Consider the following 22017-nt stretch of genomic DNA (forward strand, 5'->3'; position numbering starts at 1 on the left):
GGGTTGAAGCTTTTTTGCGCCGCGCTTGAAAGAACTTTGCCGGCAGGCCCGGCCGCCCGCTCAGCGCAGGCTTTGCGCGAGCCAGTCGACGAACGCCGCGCATTCCCAGCGCTCGAGCGTGCCGGGCTGCCAGCAGATGGTGTGCCGGTGCGGCGACGGCACCGCCAGGTCGGAAAGCGCCACGAGCCGCCCCGATTCGAACCACGCGGCGCCCATCTTCTGGCGCACCAGCGCCACGCCGAAGCCACTCGCGGCCGCGTCGTAGACCAGCCCCAGGTCGTTGAACTGGGAGCCGACGTGCGGCTCGGGCTGGTCGATGCCGCAGTGCGCGAACCAGGTGCCCCAGGGTTCGAGCGGGCTGCGGATGAGTCGCGCGCTCGCGATCTCGGCCGTGGTGCGGAAGCCATCGAACGGGCCGAACTCGTTGAGGTAGCTGGGGCTGCAGGCGGGCACCACTTCTTCCTCGAGCAGCAGGCGATGTTCGCAGTCGGCATACGCGCCGGTGCCGTAGCGCACTTCGAGGTCGGCCTGCTCGGCGGTCACATCGAGCAGCGGGATCGACACCTGCAGCACGAGTTCGATGTCCGGGTAGATGTTACGGAACAGCTCGAGCCGGGGCATCAGGAACTGGCGGCTGAAGGTCGGCGTGACGGCAATGCGCAGGCGCGTGGCACGCGGTGCCGCGTTGGCGAGAGGCGTGGCCTGCAATGCCGCGAGGCCGGTACGCACGTTCGCGAGGTAGGCGGCGCCGTCGGCCGTCAGGCTGAAATCGCTGCGGCCGAAGAGCTTGAAGCCTACGTGCGCTTCGAGTTGGCGAATACGGTGGCTGACTGCGCTGGGAGTGACGCACAGTTCGTCGGCTGCGCGGCCTGCGTGGCGCAATCTGGCCACGGCTTCAAAGGTCAGCAGGCACTGGATCGGAGGGATGTGCTGGAGGGCCATGGTCTTACGCTCCAGGCTCTTGTTCAGGGCGAGTGCGCAGGCCACCGGGTACTCCCCTCCGCGAATGCCCCACTTCAGTCCTCGAAGAAGTTGACGGGCAACCCCGGCGTATCGACACGCATCGAGATCACAGTGCCCGATGCCGGAAGCCGTTCGATCTCCGCAGCGGGCCGCCCCTTGCGGCCACTGGTGACGAACAACGTCTTCAAGTCGTCGCCTCCAAAGCAAGGCATGGTCGGGCATTGAACGGGCACGGACACCGAGGCCACGATCTCGCCCGACGGCGCGAAGCGCAGCAGCTGCGCACCTTCGAACATCGCGACCCAGTAGTGGCCCTCCGCATCGACCGTCGCGCCATCGGGCCGGCCTTCGTAGCGAACGGGCGAATCGGGTGTCCAGCCTTCGGGCTTGGCGTCGAACTGGTGGAACACGCGGGCGTGCGAGAGCGCGTTGGCTTCGGCGTCCCAGTCCCATGCGCAGACCACATGCGCGGCGGTGTCGGCCCAGTAGAGGGTGCGTGCGTCGGGAGAAAACGCGAGGCCGTTGGCGGTGGTGGACTCGTTGGCCATCTGCGTGAGCGTGGGGGCGATGTCGGTGCCGGGGCGCGCATCGAAGCAGTAGAGCGCGGCATTGGCGCGGTCTTTCGCCTCGTTGAGCGAGCCGCCCCAGAAGCGGCCGAGCGGATCGCATTTGCCATCGTTGAAGCGCATGGTGCGCACGTCGTGCTCGACGCGCGCCATCGCGACCAGCTCGCCACCCCATTCGCGCGCGCGATAAATGCCGTCGCGCAGCGCGATCACGAGGCCGCCGCTTCGGGCGGGCGCCATGCAGCCGGGTTCGGTGGGGAGCGCCCATCGCTCGACGGTGGCGGATGGCGTTCCGATGTCGCCGCGCGTTCGCAGCACGGCGCGGCCCGGAATGTCGAGCCAGTAGAGGGCGCGTTCTTCAGGGTGCCAGAACGGCGATTCGCCGAGCGCGCAGAGGCTGTCTTCGATGGAGGTCCACATGGTGTGGCGATTGTGCCCCTGGCCATGGCGGCGACGGGCAAAAAAAAGCCCGCTGGCGCCGGAGCGCTCGCGGGCTGAACATCCAAAGGAGACCTCGCTTGAAAAACTCGTTACGAAGAATTGTTCTTGTGAAGGAAAAGGATGGTGGTCATCCGGCTGGGGAACCCGGAAGAGCTCCCCAGTAGGGAATCAACGGTTGTATGCAGTCTCGCCGTGCGAGGAGATGTCGAGGCCTTCGCGCTCTTCTTCTTCCGACACACGCAGGCCGATGGTGAGGTCGGCGATCTTGAAGGCGATGAACGCCACCACGCCCGACCACACGATGGTCAGCAGCACGCCCTTGAGCTGGATCCAGACCTGGGCACCGATGCCGTTGGACACGACGCTGGCCGTGACCCAGTCGCCCACGAGGCCGGGGCCGCCCAGTGCCTGGGTGTTGAACACGCCGGTGAGCAGCGCACCGACGATACCGCCGACACCGTGCACGCCGAACACGTCGAGCGAGTCGTCCGCGCCGAGCAGCTTCTTGAGGCCGTTGACGCCCCAGAGGCAGGCGAAGCCGGCGACGAAGCCGATCACGATGGCGCCCATCAGGCCGACGTTGCCGGCGGCCGGGGTGATGGCCACGAGGCCTGCAACAGCGCCCGAGGCGGCACCCAGCATCGAAGCCTTGCCGCGCATCAGCGCTTCACCGATGCACCATGCGAGCACGGCGGCGGCGGTGGCCGAGAAGGTGTTCATGAAGGCGAGCACGGCGCTGGTGCCGGCTTCCAGGGCCGAACCCGCGTTGAAACCGAACCAGCCGACCCACAGCAGCGAGGCGCCGACCATGGTGAGCGTGAGCGAGTGCGGCGTGAAGGCTTCCTTGCCGTAACCGACGCGCTTGCCGATCAGGAAGGCGCCCACGAGGCCGGCGACGGCTGCGTTGATGTGCACCACGGTGCCGCCTGCGAAGTCGAGCGCGCCCCACTGCCAGATCAGGCCGGCCTTGGCGTTGTTGGCGTCCACCACGTTGGCGGCGGTGTAGGCGTCCGGGCCCATCCAGAACCAGACCATGTGGGCCAGCGGCGCATAGCTGAAGGTGAACCAGATCACCATGAACAGCAGCACGGCCGAGAACTTGGCACGTTCGGCGAAGGCACCCACGATCAGGCAGCAGGTGATGCCGGCGAACGTGGCCTGGAAAGCGGCGAACAGCAGCTCGGGGATATAGACGCCCTTGCTGAAGGTCGCGCCGGCGGCGAACACGCCGGTGGCCGGATCGAAGATCCCCTTCATGAAGAGCCGGTCGAATCCGCCGATGAAGGCATTGCCCTCGGTGAACGCGAGGCTGTAGCCGTAAATGAGCCACAGCACCACGATCAGCGAGAACGTGACCATCACCTGCATCAGCACCGACAGCATGTTCTTGCTGCGCACGAGGCCGCCGTAGAACAGGGCCAGGCCGGGGATGGTCATCATGATCACGAGCAGCGTGGACAGCATCATCCAGCTGGTGTCGCCCTTGTTGAAGGACGGCGCGGGTGCGGCAGCAGGCGCTGCCTCGGCCGCGGCGGGAGCTGCTGCTGCGGCGGCAGGCGCTGCAGCAGCGGGAGCGGCCGCGGGTGCTGCGGCAGCCGGCGCGGATGCGGCGGGCGCTTCAGCAGGCGCGGCGGGCGTCTGTGCGAAGCCGGACGTGCCGGCGGCGAGAACGCTCAGGCCGAGCGCAAGAGAGACAAGCAGTTTTTTCATAATCGTTGTTCTTTCGGGCCAGACTCGATCAGAGGGCTTCTCGGCCCGTTTCGCCGGTGCGGATGCGTACGACCTGCTCGAGGTTGTAGACAAAGATCTTTCCGTCGCCGATCTTGCCGGTGCGCGCTGCACCTTCGACGGCTTCGATCACGCGATCGACCAGGTCGTCGGAGACGGCCGCCTCGATCTTGACCTTGGGCAGGAAGTCGACCACGTACTCCGCGCCGCGGTAGAGCTCGGTGTGGCCCTTCTGGCGGCCGAAGCCCTTCACCTCGGTGACGGTGATCCCCTGCACGCCGATCGCCGAGAGTGCTTCGCGCACTTCGTCGAGCTTGAACGGTTTGATGATGGCTGTGACCAGCTTCATGTGAACTTCTCCTTTGGATGGAAATGGAATGGTGCGGCAGCTTGGGCCGCACCTCGTTGTTTTTATTTAGAGCGTCTTCGTCAGCGTGAGGATGAAGCGCGCCTTGTTCGGCGAGTAGTACGTGGTGCCGAAGGTGCCGAAGTCGGGGATCTCGATGCCCGGGTACGCGACGACCTGGTAGTTCGCCTTCTTGTTGGCGCCCTGCACGGAGCCCGTGAGCGTCAGGCCACCGCCGAAGTCGTAGGTGGCGCCGATGTTGTAGTCGACATAGCTCTTGTAGCCAAGGCTGCGGATGTCGCTGGACATGTTGGTGAAGCCAACGGCGGCCTTCAGCGTGACCTTGGGCACGATTTCCTTGCTGTATGCGAGGTTCAGGTAGCCGGTGTTGCGGCCCTTCAGGCCCGAGCCGAGCTTGTTGCCGGCGTAGCCGAAGTAGTCCTTGGACACCGTGTGCGAGTACTTGGCGGTGAACGAGCCGAAGGTTTCGTTGGCGTAGGTGGCGCCCAGGTAGAGCTCGGTGGTGTTGCCCACGGAGTTGCCCGGGTAGATGTAGGTGAGCGCACCGACGTCCAGGTCGACCGGGCCGGCCTTGAACTTGTAGCCGCCGTACAGGTCGGTCTCGATGCTGTTGCCCTTGAGCCAGTTGACGCTCGAGTTCCAGTTGCCCACGTAGAAGCCGCTGTCGCCGAAGGCGTAGTCGAAGCCGCCCTGGATGGCGGGCTTCAGGCTGCGGGTCTTGGCGTAGTCGTTGCGGCCCAGCATGTCCTGGTCCTGGCCGCGGAACTTGTAGTTGGTGGTCAGCGAGACGTTTCCGGTCAGCGACGGGGCCGGGGCGGGCGCCGGATCCGCCGGAGCTGTCTGCGCCAGGGCGGCGCCCGACGTGGTCAATGCAGTGGCCAGAACGATCAGCGCCTGGACGGCGGAACGGTGCGTCATCGGGAAACTCCTCGCAAGTAAGTAAGTGTTGTGGGACCTGACACCCTCAAAGCAGGGAGCGTGCCAAAGTGCACGAATACCTTCATCCCGCAGGGCGCGAGTGGCTGCCGATGAGCGCCAATTCGTTACAAGCGTTGTTTCGATCGGTTGCAGGCACCAGCGTGCCGCGCGGCCGTGGGTCAACAAAAGATGGACGCACCATCTTGGGGAGGGGGAGAAAAATGAGTCTGTCTTTGGTGCAAAGCCGTGCTTTGCTTGGGCTGGAAGCGGCCGATGTCACGGTCGAGGTGCATCTGGCGAACGGTTTGCCCAGTTTCACGCTCGTCGGGCTGGCGGAAACCGAGGTGAAGGAATCGCGCGATCGCGTGCGCTCGGCCATCCAGAACGCGGGGCTGGAGTTTCCGAACAATAAAAAGATCGTGGTGAGCCTGGCACCGGCCGACTTGCCGAAGGATTCCGGCCGCTTCGATCTGCCGATCGCGCTGGGCATCCTCGCGGCGAGCGAACAGATCCAGGGCGCACGGCTGGCCGGGCACGAGTTCGCGGGGGAGCTGTCGCTGTCGGGCGAGTTGCGGCCAATACGCGGCGCGCTCGCCATGGCGCTGGCGCTGCACACGCGCGGCGTGGCGACGAAGCTGGTGCTGCCGATGGACAGCGCGCAAGAAGCCGCGCTGGTGCCCGGCGGCGAGGTGTACGGCGCGAAGCACCTGCTCGATGTGGTGCGGCAGTTCATGCCCGAGGACGACAAGGCCGCAGCCCCCGAACCGCCCGACGATGGTTGGGCGCGGATTCACGTCACGCCCGGCATCGCCGTGTCACCCTACGCCGACCTGGCCGAGGTCAAGGGCCACGTCGGCGCCAAGCGCGCGCTCGAGATCGCTGCGGCTGGCGGCCACAGCTTGCTGATGGTGGGTGAGCCGGGCTCGGGCAAGTCGATGCTCGCGCAGCGCTTTGCCGGCCTGCTGCCGGCGATGAGCATCGACGAAGCGCTGGAAAGCGCCGCCGTCGCGAGCCTGGGCGGGCGCTTCGCGACGGAGCGGTGGATGTGCAGGCCGACGTCGGCGCCGCATCACACCTCCAGCGCGGTGGCGCTGGTGGGTGGCGGCTCGCCGCCGCGGCCGGGCGAGATTTCAAGAGCGCATCACGGCGTGCTGTTTCTCGACGAATTTCCCGAGTTCGCGCGCTCCGCCCTGGAGGCGCTGCGCGAGCCGCTGGAGACCGGCACCATCACGATCGTTCGCGCTGCGCGTCGTGCGGAATTTCCCGCGCGCTTCCAATTGATCGCGGCGATGAACCCCTGCCCTTGCGGTTATCTCGGCTCGTCGCTGAAGTCCTGCCGCTGCACGCCGGACCAGGTCTCGCGCTACCAGGGCAAGCTCAGCGGGCCGCTGCTGGACCGCATCGACCTGCACATCGAAGTACCCGCCGTATCGGCGCAGCAGCTGCTCGACTCGCCGCCGGGCGAATCGACCGAGAGCATCCGCAGCCGCGTGGTGGCGGCGCGCGAGCGCGCCATGCAGCGCCAGGGCCACGCCAACCAGAACCTGCAGGGCAGCGCCATCGACACGCATGCAGCGCTGGACGCCACAGCCCTCAAGTTCATCTACAACGCGGCGGCCAAGCTCGGCTGGTCGGCGCGCAGCACGCACCGAGCGCTGAAAGTGGCGCGCACGATTGCGGACCTGGCTTCGTCGGAGACGGTGCAGGTCGTGCATGTGGCGGAGGCGGTGCAGTACCGCAGGGGGTTGCACGGGGTTGCGTGAGGTGCTGCGCCGCCGATCGACGGTCTTTGCCGGCATTTCCTTTTTCCCTGGTGTTGGATCCGCCGATTTCACGGGTTTGTTAGAGATTCTTCGTGACTTATTTCGCGAATCAGAAACGCTGAGGCATTTTTCTGCTGTCAGGCCCTAAACGATCCGAGATTTCCCCGGATGTATTGATCAGCGGACTGCAGTACCCGTGCCAGGTGAGATTGCATGTCCATGAAACGACACATTCAGGGATGAATTCATGGTTGCAATCGTCAGCGGTAACAGTCTGGGCCTGAGCCTGGGTTCCTTGGCCACACTGGGCCAGCGAGGCTTGATAGGGACGGCGGGCCAGGGCCGCAACGGCGAGCAGTCCTTCGTCAACATCGCCAACGGCAACCTCGTGCTGCAGGACCGCGACGATGTGCTCATTGGCCGCGGGCTCGACGTCAATGCAGTGCGCACCTACAACAGCCAGGGCCTGCTCACCGACGACAACGGCGACAACTGGAACGTGGGCGCTTTCGGCCAGAAGGTGGTCCTGACTTCTGGCTCCGTGGGTATCGCCGGCAGCACCCTGACGCGCACCGACCGCGACGGTGCCCAGGCCGTCTACACCTGGGACGCCGCCAAGAACCGCTACGTCAGCCCCGCCGGCTCCGGCGCCTTCGACACCATTGCCTACGACAGCGGTGCCTCGCAGTTCATCTGGACCGATGGCGACACCGGCCGCATCGAGCGCTACCAGTCCAACGGTACGGGCCGCCTGGTTTCCGCCACCGACACCGACGGCAACACCGTCAGCTACGCCTACAACACCAACGGCACCGTGAAGTCGGTCACCGATGCCAACGGCGACATCAGCTACTACGACTACAGCGGTACGAATCTCACCCAGATCCGTACCGTCTCGGGCGGTGTCACGACCACCACGGTCCACTACGCCTACGACACCAGCAACCGCCTGTTCAAGGTCACCGTCGATCTCTCGCCCGGCGACAACACAGTGGCGGACAACAACGTCTACGTCACGACGTACACCTACGACGGCGCGAGCAAGCGCGTGGCCAGCGTCACGCAGAGCGACGGCACGAAGCTCGGCTTCACATACGTGCAGTCGGGTGGCGTCTACAAGGTTGACTCCGTCACCGATGCCCTTGGTGCGGTCACCCGTTTCGCCTACGACACAGCCCAGAACACCACGACCGTCACCGATCCGCTCGGTGCCCAGTCGGTCTACCTGTACGACGCCCAAGGCCAGCTGACCCAGGTGCGCAGCGGCGTCACGGCAACCAACACCAGCGGCCTGAGCCAGATCAGCTACGCCTACGATGCGACGGGCAACGTCACCCTCGTCACCGATGGCGAAGGCCACAAGGTCACGCTGCAGTACGACGACCACGGCAACTTGACCCGGGAGGTCGACTCGGCCGGCGACACCCGCGTGCGCACGTACAACGGCGCCAACCAGTTGCTGACCGACACGATCTATGCCGATGCGGCCGTGGTCGATCGCGCCGTCTTCAACAGGGACGCCGCGCTGCCCGAGACCACGCGCTACGTCTATGCCGCAGGCAACCCCAACCAGCTGCGCTTTGCGATCACGCCGCAGGGCAACGTCACCGAGTACCGCTACGACAGCTACGGCCAGCGCACCAGCACCATCAAGTACGCTGGCGCTGCCTACAACACAGCGGCTCTGGCTCTCACCGATGTGCCCACCGAGGCACAGCTGAGCAGTTGGGCCACCGTCCAGGACCGCACGCGCACCGAGCTCTCCGAACTGGTCTACGACGCGCGCGGCCAGTTGAGCAGCAGCACGACCTACGCATCGACGGCAGCCAACGGCAGCGGCGTGGCCGGCACCGCGGCCACCACCCAGTACATCTACGACCCGCGCGGGTTGCTGCTGCAGAAGATCGAGCCGGCCACGACGGCAGGCGGAACCACGGCTGTCACAACCTACACCTACGACGGCCTGGGCCGTGTGCTCAGCGTCAGTGCGCCGTCACTGGATGGCGGCGCCACGTCCAACACCACGACCACCAGCTACGACGACGCCAACGGCAAGACCAGCGTGACCGTGGCCAGTGGGCTCGTCACCGTCTCGGCCTATGACAAGGCCGGGCGCCTCGTCAGCGTGACCCAGCAAAGTGCCGGCACCGGCGTGTTGGGCACCACCACCTACGCCTACGACAAGGACGGCAACCTGCTGATGACGCAAGACCCGACGGGTGTGCGCAAGTGGATGCTGTACGACGAGGCGGATCGCAAGGTCGCCGAAATCGATGCGACCGGGGCTGTGATCGAGTATGTGTACAACGCCAATGGGCAATTGCGCGAGACCGTTGCCTATGCGACGCGGATCGGCACAGCGGCTCTGGTGGATGGGGCTGGCAAGCCGACCACGGCATGGAGCGCAACGAACACGACGACCAGTCTAGACGCGCTGCGGCCGGCGAACACGCCGCAGGACCAGAAGGTCTGGCGCTTCTACGACACGGCCAACCGGCTCACATGGCAAGTGGATGCGTTGGGGTATGTGACGCAGACGACGTATGACGGGGCGTCGCGCATCCTCAACGTGACGCAGTTGGCCAATCCGATTGATGTGAGCTTGCTGGGCAACGGGGCGAACATCGAGTTGCTGGTGAATCCCGCCACTGTGGGTGGCATCACGCTGGGCGTGGACAACGCAAATCCGGCGCCGTTGGGTTCGCAGGTCACGCTGACGGCCACGATCGAGGGAGTGAACCCCGGTGGCATGGTGACCTTTTTCAGTGGCGAGACAGTTGTTGGCAGCGCGATGGTGGTCAATGGCAAGGCCACGCTGGTCACCAACGAATTGCCGATAGGTGTGAACAACATTCGGGCGGCCTATTCGGGCGACGTGAACAGACCGGTCAGCCTTTCGACTGCGGCGCAGAAAACCATCACCAAGGCGATCACGAGCGCAGTATTGAGTTTTTCGTCGGCCGCCCCCATCCAAGGCGAGGCCGTCACGCTGTCGGCGACGCTGAGCACACTGCGGGCGCCCATGTTGACCACGGCTGCGGGTGAGGTGAAGTTCTACAACGGAAGCGACTTGCTCGGCACCGCAACGCTGATCAACGGTGTTGCCAGCATCGCGCTGAGTTCGCTGCCGGCGGGCAACCTACGCATCCGCGTGGAATATGCCGGGGACGCGCTCCATGCAAGCATTTTGTCGGAGCAAATTTTCGCCGTCGCGCCGAAGCCTGTTCTAACAACGACATCCATTGCGCTAGGTGTGTCAGCGTCCAGCCTTGAGCAAGGCACTCCAGTGACATTGACAGCAGATGTTGCTGGCGCAGCGCCCAGTGGACAGGTCGACTTCTTTGCCGACTCGGTGTTCCTTGGAACCGCCAAGGCAGTCAATGGTCGTGCGACTCTTGTGACGAGCTATCTCCCCATCGGGACAAAGGTTGTACTCAGCGCAGCCTACGCAGGCGACACAAAGAACAAGGCGAGCTTCGTTGCGGAAGGAGCGGCCGTTCGAGTTGCCAGCGGCTCGAACAGCATCACGCCCCCCTCGCAGTCCCAAACCGTCACATTCACGCCCTATTTCGGCTCCAACATCACAGGGGCCAAAGAGCCGCTGCTGGTTTATGTCTATATCCCGTCCAAGGGCACAGGATCCGGAACATACAGTTTTTTTGACGGACAAACGCTGATTGCCAGCTTCCGCGAGCAAGGAGGGTGGCTCCCATACTCGCTCCCTGGTTTCGACGCAGGATCGCATGCGCTCAAGGTCGTGTACTCGGGCGATGCGGACAGCGCAGCCGCTGTCGGCACACTCGACATCACCATCGGGAGAGAGAAGAGCATCATTGAGGTCACGTCTTCAAGGGCTGCGGTTGTTGCCGATGGCGCAGTTACTTTCTCGGTCAAAGTCGTTTCGGCCCAAGCAGGCCGACCGGCCAGCGGTACGGCCACTTTCTACAGCAATGGGCAAGCCATCGGTACGACCGACGTGGTTAATGGCCTGGCCTCGCTCACAGCCAACAACTTGTCCTTGGGAACACTGTCGATCACCGCAAGTTACTCAGGGGATGACAGTCACGAGCCGGTCTTGTCGAACAGCCTGACACAACGGGTGGTGGGATCGCCGTCTCCGAATTCAATTGGCGTCCAGTCGTCACCCGCGACATTGGAGTACGGAGCACCAGCGTCACTCACGGCGATACCTACAGGCCAAGGCAGGCCGGAGGGCGGCTCAGTCGACTTCTACGATGGCGCGACGCTACTGGGCACTGCATCGCTAGTGAACGGCAAGGCCATCTTGACCGTGAGCAATCTCGAAGTCGGCGTGCGAACAATCAAGGCCGTGTACTCGGGTGATGCGAACAACGCCACTTCGCAGATCACTGTCAACGTCACGATTGCGAGAGCATCGTCGACGCTGACGAATCTGACACCACCCTCGCTCTTCAAGGATAGCGCTCTATCGGTACGCGTCGAGGGTAAGAGCCCCGCGGGCCTGGTGAGCTTCTATAGCGGCACGCGCCTCCTGGGCACTGCTCAAGTGGGTACCGATGGTGTGGCAACCCTGTCAGGTGTGTCACTGCCCCCGGGGACGCACACTTTCAGCGCCGCCTATGCGGGGGATGCGCGCAACACCGACAGCAGTGTCAGCTTCGGCCAGGTGGTCGAGGGCCATCCTCTCACCACGATCTACGCCAACCTAGACCTGCAGCAGGATCGCATCACCTCGCATTTCTACAACCGCGACGGTCAACTCCAGGCCACGCTGGATGCCGAGTACGGCCTTGTCGAGCAGGTTTACGACGCTGCGGGACGCGTGGTTATAACGATCGGACACGCTCATGCCGATCGCTTGATAAATTACTACAGCAAGCTCACTAGCGCAGGCAATCGCATGGAGGCGATAGCCATCGCCCGCGCCAGCTACAACCTGCAAGGCCTACGCCCCGGCGACCTCTGGCAAACGGCTCTGACTTACAACTACTATGACGACCAGGGCCGTCTGGTGGGCCAAGTGGATGCGGAAGGCTACTTAACGGAAACCGCCTACGACATCCGGGGCAACGTGGTACAGACCATTCGCTATGCGGGGAAGGCATGGGGAGCGGTCGCAGAGACGTCTACGCTGGATGAGCTTCGTCCAAGCCTGAACAAGCTTCAGGATCGGCGTGTCACCCAGACATGGAGCGCCGCCAATCAGCTCCTGAGCCGCACGGACGCGGAAGGCACGGTTACCAGGTTCGCATATGACAGTGTCGGCAGGCTCGTGCAGACCACCACCGCTGCTGGCACGTCGGACGAACGCGTCACCCGCTCGCTTTACGATATCCAGGGCCGCCTCATCGGCGAGCTCGACGGCCGGGGCAGCGGTGCGGTGGCATTGAGCGATCCCTTCGCCCTGTGGGCTGCTAACGGCCTGACGCATACCTACGATGCCGCTGGCAGGCGCGCAGGCACCACCGACGCGAATGGTCACCGCACGCTGTTCTTCTACGATGCCATTGGCCGCCTTCGCTATACCGTCAATGCGCTGGGCGAAGTTACCGAGAGCCGCTACAGCGCGATGGGTCAGTTGACCGAGCAGGTCATCTACGGAACCCCGATCAACGTCGAAATCCTGGGCACCACTGCGCCCGGCGGACTGGACACCGGCGCAGTGGCGGACCTGCTCGGTCTCGTGGCCAACACAACCAAGGACACCCACGTCCTGAATGGTTACAACGCCACAGGCACCAAGGCCAGCACAACAGATGCGTTAGGCAGCACCACCAGCTATTCATACAACGCCTTCCGCGAGGCCATCGCCAGCAGCTACACGCTAAAGAACGGCTATGTCGTCACCGATACGGCCACTTTCGACCGCCGCGGCCTGAAGATCCAGACGGTACAGGACACCGGTACGTTGCGCATTACCCAGCGCAAGACCTATGACGCTTTCGGTCGCGTCGTCGAAAGCGATGACGGCAACGGCAACCACACCGAGAACACCTACGACAGGCTGGGTCGTCTCCTCACGATCCTCGATCCTACGAGGCGCATCACCAGCGAGACTCAGTACGACGCCTTCGACAGAGTCTTGCGTCAGAAGGATGCCAATGGCGCATGGGAATCCAGAAACGCCAACAGTAGCAACGTGGGCTGGACGTATTTCAGCTATGACTTGGCCAAGCGCAGCACCACCGTTCACACGACAGGGCTGGCCGTCACGACCGTACGCAATCGCCAGGGCCTGACCCAAAGCGTGGCAGATGGGCGCGGCAATGTCACTACCTACACTTACGACAAGAGCGGCAATCTCATCGGAACCGACGCGCCACTGGGCGCCAACACCAGTGCCACCTACGACAAGACCGGGCTCAAACTCAGCAGCACCGATGCCAACGGCGTCAGGACCGACTACACCTATGACGCGGCCAATCGGCTGCTCACGCGCACGCTTGACCCCACCACCAGCACGAGTGCAGGCCTGAACCTTGTCACGACCTACGCCTATGACGCCAAAGGCCAGACCGTCAGCGTCACCGATCCTCGCGGGATAGTCACCGCCACCGAATTCGACCTTGCCGGACAGACCCTGCGCCAAGTGGTCGATCCCTCGGGCCTGCGCCTCACGACCAGCTACACCCACGACACCACGGGCAAGGTGCTCACGGTCACGGACCCGAGCGGCAATATCACCCAGTACACCTACGACGGTGCAGGTCGGCGCATCAAGGAGGTGGTGGACCCGTCCTCTCAGACGCATGCTGGCCTGAACCTTACGCGCCGCTACGAGTACGACGCGGTCGGCAACGTCACGCGCTCCGTCGATGCCAACGGAAACGCCACGCGCTACGCCTACGACGCCAACAGCCGTCTGGTCTACACGCTCGACCCACTAGGCAACCTGACATATCAGGAGTTCGATTTCGCCGGCCATGTGTTGCGGCGCACTGCTTACGCTGTACCTATCGCGACGACTGGCCTCTCCAACACTCTCAGGATTTCGGACGTACAAGCCCGTGTGGTCGCGACACCCGGCTCGGACGTTGTCGAGAATCGCCGCTATGACGGCCTGGGTCGGTTGGCGCAGACGATCGATGGCACAGGGGCTGTCGTTCGCTACACCTACGACAACGCTGACAACCTCGTCGAGACGCGCACCTTCGCGAATCGCGTCGATCCGACGAGCCTGAGCCTCATCCAGGGGCCCTGGCCAGTTTTCGACGACACCCGCGACGAACGAGTGCGTACTGTGTACGACACACTCAACCGCGCCGTTTGGAAGGTCGACGGCGCAGGCAACGTACGGCGCAATATCTACGACGCGAAGGGCAATGTCGTCGAAGTCCTGGCCTATGCAAACGCCTTGACCGGTGCGGCGTTCAACTCATGGGACGGCCAGTCCGCTCCCGCCGTCATGGCCGACGCGGCCCGCGATCAAAGCATTCGCACCGTCTATGACACTGCCAATCGCGCCGTCTGGAATGTCGATACCTTAGGCGCTGTCACCCAGTACGCCTACGATGCCCACGGCAATGTCGTCGCAAAGCGCAGCTACAGCACGCCACTGACAACTGCCGCGCTCGCCGCCTGGGATGGCCGCACGGCTCTTGCACCGGTGGCCGACGACGCGCATGACCAGCGCGTGCGCAATGTCTACGACGCGGCCAATCGCCTGGTCTGGAGCGTGGACGGCATCGGTGCTGTCAGCAAGACAGCGTACGACGCCAACGGCAACGTCACGCGTCGCAGCCAGTACGCCACCCCCATTGCCGAGGCGGCCGATCCAGCGAGCGTGACCGACAGCGATGCCGACCGCGTCACCGACTTCCTCTACGACGCGGGCAATCGCCTGCGCTACCAACTGCGCTGGACCGACACATCCGAGCTGATGTCCGGCGCGGGTTGGATGCGAGAGGTCACCTCTTACGACTACGACGGCGTCGGCCGCCTTGTGCGCCAGACCGCGCACGCATGGCCGCTGCTGAGCTATGTCGGCAACGACATCGACTCCGTCTTCGGCAACCTGAGCGTGGCACCTGGCATCGACCAGGCGAAGTACATGGTCTACGACGCTGCCGGACGATTGAGCTGGAGCGTCGATGGCACGGGTGCCGTCACGCGCAACAGCTACGACGGTACCGGCCGCGTGGTGCGCACTGTTCAGTACGCCCAGACGGTCGATGTCCTCGGTTTCCGCGACGGCGTCATCAACGGCTATGCGATCCCGCAACTGACCGACAGTGCTTTGCAGGGGCTCCTGCGCCCTGATGTCTCGGTCGACCGCATCACTGCGTTCGCCCACGATGGCGCGGGCCGTCGCACCTTCACGGTCGATGCCCTGGGCAGCGTCACCCGGGCTGCCCACGACGCCTTCGGCAACGTCACGCAGCAAGTCGGCTACGACACCCGCATCGCCCCGCCCTCGGCAGCGAGCGTCTACACCGACGCCGATCTGCAGACGCGCACGAACGCAACCGCCAACGCAGGCACCGACCGCGTCCAACGCTTTGCCTACGACCAGGCCAACCGCCAGGTCTTCGCCGTCGATGCGCAGGGCGGCACGACCGAATCCATCTACGACGGCCTCGGCCAGGAAGTGCAAACCCGGCGGTATGCACGGGCAATCGACGTCGCAGGCTTGAGCACCACCGCCAGCGCGGCCGACATTCGCGCGCGCACGGCGGTCGACACCGTCAACGACCGCGTCACCCTGCAGGTCTTCAATGGCGGCGGGCAGAAGATCTATGGCGTCGATCCCATGGGCTTCGTCAGCAAGACCGACTACGACGGCCTGGGGCAGGTGCGCGGCACCACGCAATATGCGCTGTCCATTCCGACGAACACCGCCAACACGGCCAAGGCCATCGCCGACGCCATCGTCACTTCACCCGACGACCGCAGCAAGAGCTTCCAGCGCGACGCCGTCGGACGCGTGCTCTCCACCGTCGATGCCATGGGCTTCACCGAGTCGTGGTCCTACGACGCCCTTGGCAACAAGACCAGTTTCACCAACGCCAAGCATGCCGTGTGGACCTATGGGTACGACCTCCAGGGCCGACTGGTGCGCGAGGTGTCTCCGCAGGTCGAGCTCACGGCCGTCACCCCCGGGGGCAATGGCCGGCTCCAGGTCAATGCTGGGGCTAGCGGCGCAGGCAATGTCGTCACCGTGCTGGCCTACGACAGCTTCGGCAACCTGCGCAGCCGCACCGAAGGGGCGGGACGCCCCGAGCAGCGCACCACCACGTACGAATACGACCAGGTCGGGCGCCAGGTCAAGGCCATCTTTCCGCCGGTGGGCGTGTACGGCGGCGAATCTGCCGCGGCACTGGCGGCCAACGGCGCCAACGGTTCGGCCACCCGGGTGGAGTCGGTGCAGAGCCTCTTCACCGAGACCACCTACAACGCCCTGGGCAATGCTGTCGCCAACCGTGACATCGGCGGCAACTACAGCTACAAGACCTACGACAACCTGGGCCGGGTGGCCCATGAGATCGACGCGCTGGGCCACGTCACCGGCTACGAGCGCAACACCTTCGGCGATGTGAAAACGCTGACCCGCTTTGCGGCCGGCACCACCCTGGCCGCCAGCGCGGCAGGCAATCCCACACAGGCGCCCAGCCGGGACCAGGTGGAGGCCACGGTGAGCGCCCTGCGCTCCGACGGTGCGAACCGCACGCTGCGCACCGACTACGACCGCCTGGGACGCGCCATCCAGGTGACCGAGGCGGAGACCGCCGGTTACGACGCCACGCTAACGACAACCCAGAACTTCAACGCCGGCAAGACCACGCGCAACACCTACGACAGCTTCGGCCAGCTCGTGCAGGTGGCCAAGCTCAAGGACGCCACCGCCGGAACCTGGGCCCTGACCACCCACTTCTACGACCGGCGCGGCCAGCAGACCAATAGCATCGACGCGGGAGGCTATGTCACCACGCAGGGCTTCGATGCGGGCGGCAACGTGGCCTCTCGCACGGAATACGCAAACAAGCTGGACACCTGGGCGGGCCTTACGACGATGGCAGGCTGGACGGGGGCAACCAACGCCGGCGCAGCCGGAACAGCGCCTCGGCCTGCGGCGAACGCAAGGGACGACCGGACCACAACCACCACGTACGACCGCAACAACCGCAAGACGAGCGAGACGCGGGTCAACGTGGAGTACAGCGCTGCTTCGACCGCCAGCGCAACGCGCGGCAATCTCACGACCGTCTATGAATACGACGCCGTGGGCAACCTGACGGTCACCACCGATGCCCTGGGAGGGCGCACCGTCAGCTACTACGACGCACTCGGACGCGTGACGGCCGTGGCCGAGCCCACGCGCGCGGGCAGCGACGGCGTGAGCCCGCTCACGCCGCTGACGGTGTTCCGCCGCGATGCACACGGCAACGTGGTGCTCAAGACCGAGTACATCAATGGCGCGGATGCCAATGGGGCGGCGCTGAACCCGAATCCGTTCCCGGCTACCACCCTGGTACCGAATCCGGAGGTGGCATCGGTCGAGGGAATGTTCATCCTTGGCAATCCCGCGGCGCCGGTCTGGGGCAAGGAGGGATCGCTCGGATACATCTCCAGCGTTCCTTTCGAGGGCAGCAAGCCGCTGTACCGAGGCATCAACAAGCCCTTCGCCAAGCACTACTTCACCACCGACGAAGCGGAATGGAATGCCTGGCTTTCCATCCCGGGGTTCGAGGCCGAGCCGGTGGTTGGATACGTCGCGGGCACGCCGCAACCCGGGACCACGAAGCTGTACAAGCTGCGGCTCGTCGATGCCACCTTCGTGGACATCGTCCTCACCACAAACCCGGCCGAGGTGGAGGCCTTGGTCAGCGGCAGCCTCGGGCGAACCTATACCCTGGACAACGAAGAAATCTATGTCGGCACCGGACCGGCGGGGTCCTTCGACGCCAAGCTGACTCGCTACTTCACCGCCTACAACCCGCTGCCGGCCTTTGTGGGCCTTGATCACCTGTACCTGACAGAGACGATACGCGTCGCTACAGACCCGCAGAGAGACGTCGATCTCCTGGCCAACACCGACCGCACCAGCTTCACCCAATACGACGCGCTGGGCCACAAGGTGCAGACCACCGACGCCATGGGCGTCAACCACTACAGCTCCTACAACAGCCAAGGCCTCGTGGCCAAGGACTGGCAAGGCGTCAGCGGCAACGACGGTGCCACACGCACCCTGTTCCGCGCCTATGCCTACGATGCACTCGGCCAGCAGACCCACGTCTACGACCCCGGCAACGCCACCGACAACGCGGACGCCACCCAGGGTGGGGCTCGCGGCATCTACACGACCAACCCCAAAGCCACCGTCACGCCCGCGCCGTCCCCCGGCAGTATTTCGGGAGGCGACCTTCCGGGGCGTCCGGTCGACAACGGCAAGCTTGCGCTGCAACTGGCCAACGTCGTGAACGCGCAGGGTGGCGCCGTGCGGGTCCAGTTCGACTACGTCATGCATCCCACCTCGTCCCCAGGCGACGAGAACACACCGGCGGCCGTCATCCCCGGCCGCGCAGGCACCTTCGCGCAGGACTTCCAGTCGGCCGCCACCGCAGCACAGGGCGTGACGCTGTCGCCCGAGGAGCCCATGGCCAGTGTCTCGGCCGTCCGGATCTTCCAGGAACAAGGCCCAGGCAACTGGGTGCTGCTGTGGCAAGGCGCACCAGCACAGGCGGATGGCCAGACCAACGCCAGCCCGGCCGCAGGCGCCTCCGGCGCCCCGGTCGACACCGCCATGGCTTACAACGCCTTCGGCGAACTGGTGGCCAAGAGCGTCAACGGCCAGGCCGGCGAATACTTCGACTACAACAACGCCGGCCAGCTCTGGCGCACCAACGCCGGCGACGGTGTGGACAAGGTGGCGCTGTACGACCTCCTGGGCAACCAGAGCGCCGACATCCGCAGCGCGGGCAAGGCCCGCGGCGACCTCAACCTGCGCGCCTACGGCACCGCGGCCGAAGTGCGCGACCTGGTCGACGTACGGCGCACCAACACCAGCTACGACCTGCTGGGCCGCGTCACGCAACAGGCCCTGGCCGAACGCTGGACCGACAGCCAGGGCGGGGTCACCGCGCAAACCGGCAAGCTGGGCATTGCCGTCGTCGACGGCAGCGGGAACAACCGTGTTGCGCTGAGCTGGCCCGGCGTCCTCGAAGGCCTGGGCGGCGGGGACGTGCAGGTCACGCTGCACTACACCCGGCGCGATGCCAATGGAGCCGAGACCGGCGCCACAAGTCGCAGCGTCACCGTCGGCGCGCTGGAAGCAGCCAACGGCTACACCATGGTCTGGGCCGATGCCAGCGGTGCCGAGCCCAGCGGAGTGGCACGCGTGACCCACGTCACCGTGCAAAAGCGCGACCTCCTGGGCGATTGGCAGACCGTGGTCAACCAGGATGGCGCGGGCAACGCCGGGCGCAGCGTGCGCATCGACGCGCCCGGCACACCCGCCGGGCCGCCGCCCGGTGCGCAGATCAACCTGCAGTGGCGCGTTGCCGGCAGCCCTGGCGACAGCGGCTGGGTGGGCGCGCCGCTGGCCAATTTTGGCGACAGCCTGCGCTTCGATGCCTCCGCATTGGGCGAAGGCAGCTACGAGTACCGCGTGTTCACCGCGCTCATGAACCAGCCGGCGACGGTCACGGCCAGCGGCGTGCTCTCGGTCACACCGCCGGTGCTCAGCAGCTTCAGCGCCAACGGCAACGTCAACGCGCCGGCACAGACCTTCGACTGGCAAAGCCCGGGCGGCGGCGACACCCAGGTCATTCGCTTGCGCCAGGTGGGCACCGCCACCTGGTATGAGCAAGCCATCAGCCAGAACGGCGGCACCAGCAGCATCAGCCTGGCCAACCTGCCCGGCGACGCCACCTACGAGTACGAGCTGCTGTGGAGCCACGCGGGCGATGTCGGCCCCTATGCGCATGCCACCGGGCAGATCTACAAGAAGGCGGCGGTCGCCGGAACGCCGGACATCCCCGGTACGCCCGAGCGGACAGTGAGCCTGCCTCACATTGACGGCGTGACGGTAGAGAAGCGAGAGGAGTCCATTTGGACCGACGAGAACGGCAATGACCGCACCCGCACCGTGTGGGTCGTGCGCCTGCCGCCGCCCCCCCTGGGCCTGGTCAGCCGCGTGGGCATGCGCGTCAACGGCGACGGCCTTCCGCTGCTGCTCATGCAGCAACGCCAATGGCCGCCATCGCGCCCGGACGGCTACGACGAGTTCGTCGTCACGGACTCGAGCATCCTGTTGCGGGGCCTGGTGTACGAGTTCGTCTACACCTACTCCCCCATTCACAATGCCGAGGCCACGCAGCACACCTCCGGCAAGTTGACCTACTTCCCCGACGGCAGCGTGCAGTTCGAGGACACCACGCCGCCCATGCAGGTCATTCCTGCTACGCCCGGCATTCCAGGCACTCCGGGCACGCCGGCCCAGTACGCCTACACCGGCACGACGCCCGAGAGCCCCTACGCCATCAGCCAGGATCGCTGGCTGGGCGGCCCGCAGTTGCACATCGGCCAGGCGCTCAACGGCAGCGGAGCCGGCTACGTGCGCCCTGTGGTCACGCAGAACACCGACCGATGGGGCAACGTGGTCTCCATCACCGACCCGCGCTCCAGCGCCTGGAAGACCACCTACCGCTACAACGCCAACAACCAGCTGGTGCAGCAGGTGCAGACCGACTCGGACGGCAACGCGGGCGCCGACGCAAACGGCAACGTTGTCAACGCCAACGCACCCGTCACGCAGATCTACTTCGACGCCCTCGGGCGCCAGGTGGCCGTGCGCGACGCCAGGGACAACGTCAACGTCCAGGTGTGGGATGCAGGCGGCAAGCTCGTGCAGGAGCGCCACGCCGACGGCGGTGTGATCGACCACCGCTTCAACGCCTTCGGCAACGAGGTCGCGACCGTCGATGCAAGGCGCAAAACCACCACCTCGACCTACGACAAGCTCGACCGCCTGGTGCGCACCGTACGCCCGGCGGTGGGCGTATACACCTCTGGGTTCGGGCTCGGTGGCGTGGTGGCCACGGACCTTGGCACGCGCAACCTGCAGGAAACCCAGCGCTGGGACCAGGCCGGGCGCAAGCTGAGCCAGACCAACGCCAACAACGAGACCGTCAAGTACGCCTACGACCTGCGCGGCAACCTGGTGAGCACCACGCAGCTGCGCGCCGAGGGCAGCGCCACCCCCGAGCGGCTGGCCACCATTGCCGCCTACGACGCGCGCAACCACAAGATCATTGAGGTGGACGCCAACGGCAGCGACACCACCTGGCGCTACGACTACTTCGGACAACTGCAGGCACGTACCGACCTGGGCAAGACCGGCTACGGCTACAGCTACGACAACGCGCGCCAGCTGTCCCAGATCTCCGGCGGCCAGGGCCAGACGATGCACTACGACGCGGCCGGCCAGCTGGTGCGCATCGACGACACCAGAGTCGGCACGACCAGCACCTACGCCTACGACCTGGGCGGCCGCCGCCTGCGCGAGACCACCATCCACAACGGCGCGGTCTATCAGGACAACGCCATCGCCTACGACGCGCTGGGGCGCATGCGCTGGGTGGCCGATACACGCGCCTACGTCAGCATCGACTACGACAAGGCGGGCAATCGCACCCGGGTCACGACCAAGGCGCGCGATGTCGGCGTGCAGGCCAACTCCGACACCGCCTACACCTACGACGCGATGAACCGCCAGCTCACCGCCGGCAGCCACACCTTCGCCTATGACGCCAACGGCAACCGCACGAGCGACACCGACAGCGCCGCTGGCGGCATCAACGAGAGCTACGACTACGACGCGCTGAACCGCCTCACGCGGACCTCACGCAGCGACGGAACCTTCGAGGCACGCGCCTACGACGCGGCCAGCCGCGTGGTGCAGACGGCCGAGGAGGGGTCGATCAAGTCCGACGACTACGACGACAACGGGCGCCTGGTTGCCTCCACGCAGCTCAAGGGCACGGCCTCGGCACTCTCGGGCAGCAACACCACCATCTACTTCTACGACGCGGCGGGCAACGCGGTGAACTCGCTGTACGTGGACTCGGGCTCGAACGCCAGCAGCCACACGCACACCACTTATGTGGCGGGGCCGCAGGGCTATCAGCAAAAGACCAGCACCACCGTCAATGCGCGCGGCGCCATCCAGATCGATGGCAGCACCGGCAACACGACGGGCCAGGTGCTCAACGGAGCGGCCAGCACCACCGGCAGCGTGACCCACCACTACGACGCCAACGGCAACAAGCACCTGATCGTCAACGACTTCGAG

At 65.3% G+C, this 22017-nt stretch carries 7 protein-coding genes; 2 read left to right on the forward strand and 5 right to left on the reverse strand.

Annotated features, from left to right (window positions below):
* Window positions 1-60: 60 nt before the first annotated feature.
* The 5 genes from J2W23_RS16610 to J2W23_RS16630 form a co-directional block, all read right to left on the reverse strand.
* Window positions 61-942, reverse strand: a complete 882-nt coding sequence (locus tag J2W23_RS16610; protein ID WP_307649499.1) for a LysR substrate-binding domain-containing protein — start codon at window positions 940-942, stop codon at window positions 61-63.
* Between the two features lie 74 nt (window positions 943-1016).
* Window positions 1017-1949, reverse strand: coding sequence for an SMP-30/gluconolactonase/LRE family protein (locus tag J2W23_RS16615; RefSeq protein WP_176660583.1), 933 nt, complete (start codon window positions 1947-1949; stop codon window positions 1017-1019).
* A gap of 189 nt (window positions 1950-2138) precedes the next feature.
* Window positions 2139-3680, reverse strand: coding sequence for an ammonium transporter (locus J2W23_RS16620; protein ID WP_176660582.1), 1542 nt, complete (start codon window positions 3678-3680; stop codon window positions 2139-2141).
* Window positions 3681-3708: 28 nt separating this feature from the next.
* Complete coding sequence (gene glnK / locus J2W23_RS16625; RefSeq protein ID WP_007833403.1) at window positions 3709-4047, reverse strand: P-II family nitrogen regulator; 339 nt, start codon at window positions 4045-4047, stop codon at window positions 3709-3711.
* Between the two features lie 66 nt (window positions 4048-4113).
* A complete protein-coding gene (locus J2W23_RS16630; RefSeq protein WP_307649500.1) occupies window positions 4114-4983 on the reverse strand; it encodes a TorF family putative porin in 870 nt (289 codons plus the stop codon).
* A gap of 221 nt (window positions 4984-5204) precedes the next feature.
* Between J2W23_RS16630 and J2W23_RS16635 the strand changes: the two genes are divergently transcribed.
* Entirely contained in the window at window positions 5205-6746 is a 1542-nt protein-coding gene (locus tag J2W23_RS16635; protein ID WP_176660580.1) for a YifB family Mg chelatase-like AAA ATPase, read from the forward strand.
* 319 nt (window positions 6747-7065) lie between these two features.
* Window positions 7066-22017 (forward strand): Ig-like domain repeat protein (locus J2W23_RS16640; RefSeq protein WP_307649501.1); only part of this gene is annotated, 14952 nt, incomplete at its 3' end.

It is taken from the genome of Variovorax boronicumulans, assembly GCF_030812215.1.
GTDB lineage: Bacteria > Pseudomonadota > Gammaproteobacteria > Burkholderiales > Burkholderiaceae_C > Variovorax > Variovorax boronicumulans_C.

Bases quoted from the DNA above. Each gene is read 5' to 3' on its own strand.
- J2W23_RS16635 (WP_176660580.1), top strand. From the start codon at position 5,205: ATGAGTCTGTCTTTGGTGCAAAGCCGTGCTTTGCTTGGGCTGGAAGCG.
- J2W23_RS16620 (WP_176660582.1), bottom strand. From the start codon at position 3,680: ATGAAAAAACTGCTTGTCTCTCTTGCGCTCGGCCTGAGCGTTCTCGCC.
- J2W23_RS16615 (WP_176660583.1), bottom strand. From the start codon at position 1,949: ATGTGGACCTCCATCGAAGACAGCCTCTGCGCGCTCGGCGAATCGCCG.
- glnK (WP_007833403.1), bottom strand. From the start codon at position 4,047: ATGAAGCTGGTCACAGCCATCATCAAACCGTTCAAGCTCGACGAAGTG.
- J2W23_RS16610 (WP_307649499.1), bottom strand. From the start codon at position 942: ATGGCCCTCCAGCACATCCCTCCGATCCAGTGCCTGCTGACCTTTGAA.
- J2W23_RS16630 (WP_307649500.1), bottom strand. From the start codon at position 4,983: ATGACGCACCGTTCCGCCGTCCAGGCGCTGATCGTTCTGGCCACTGCA.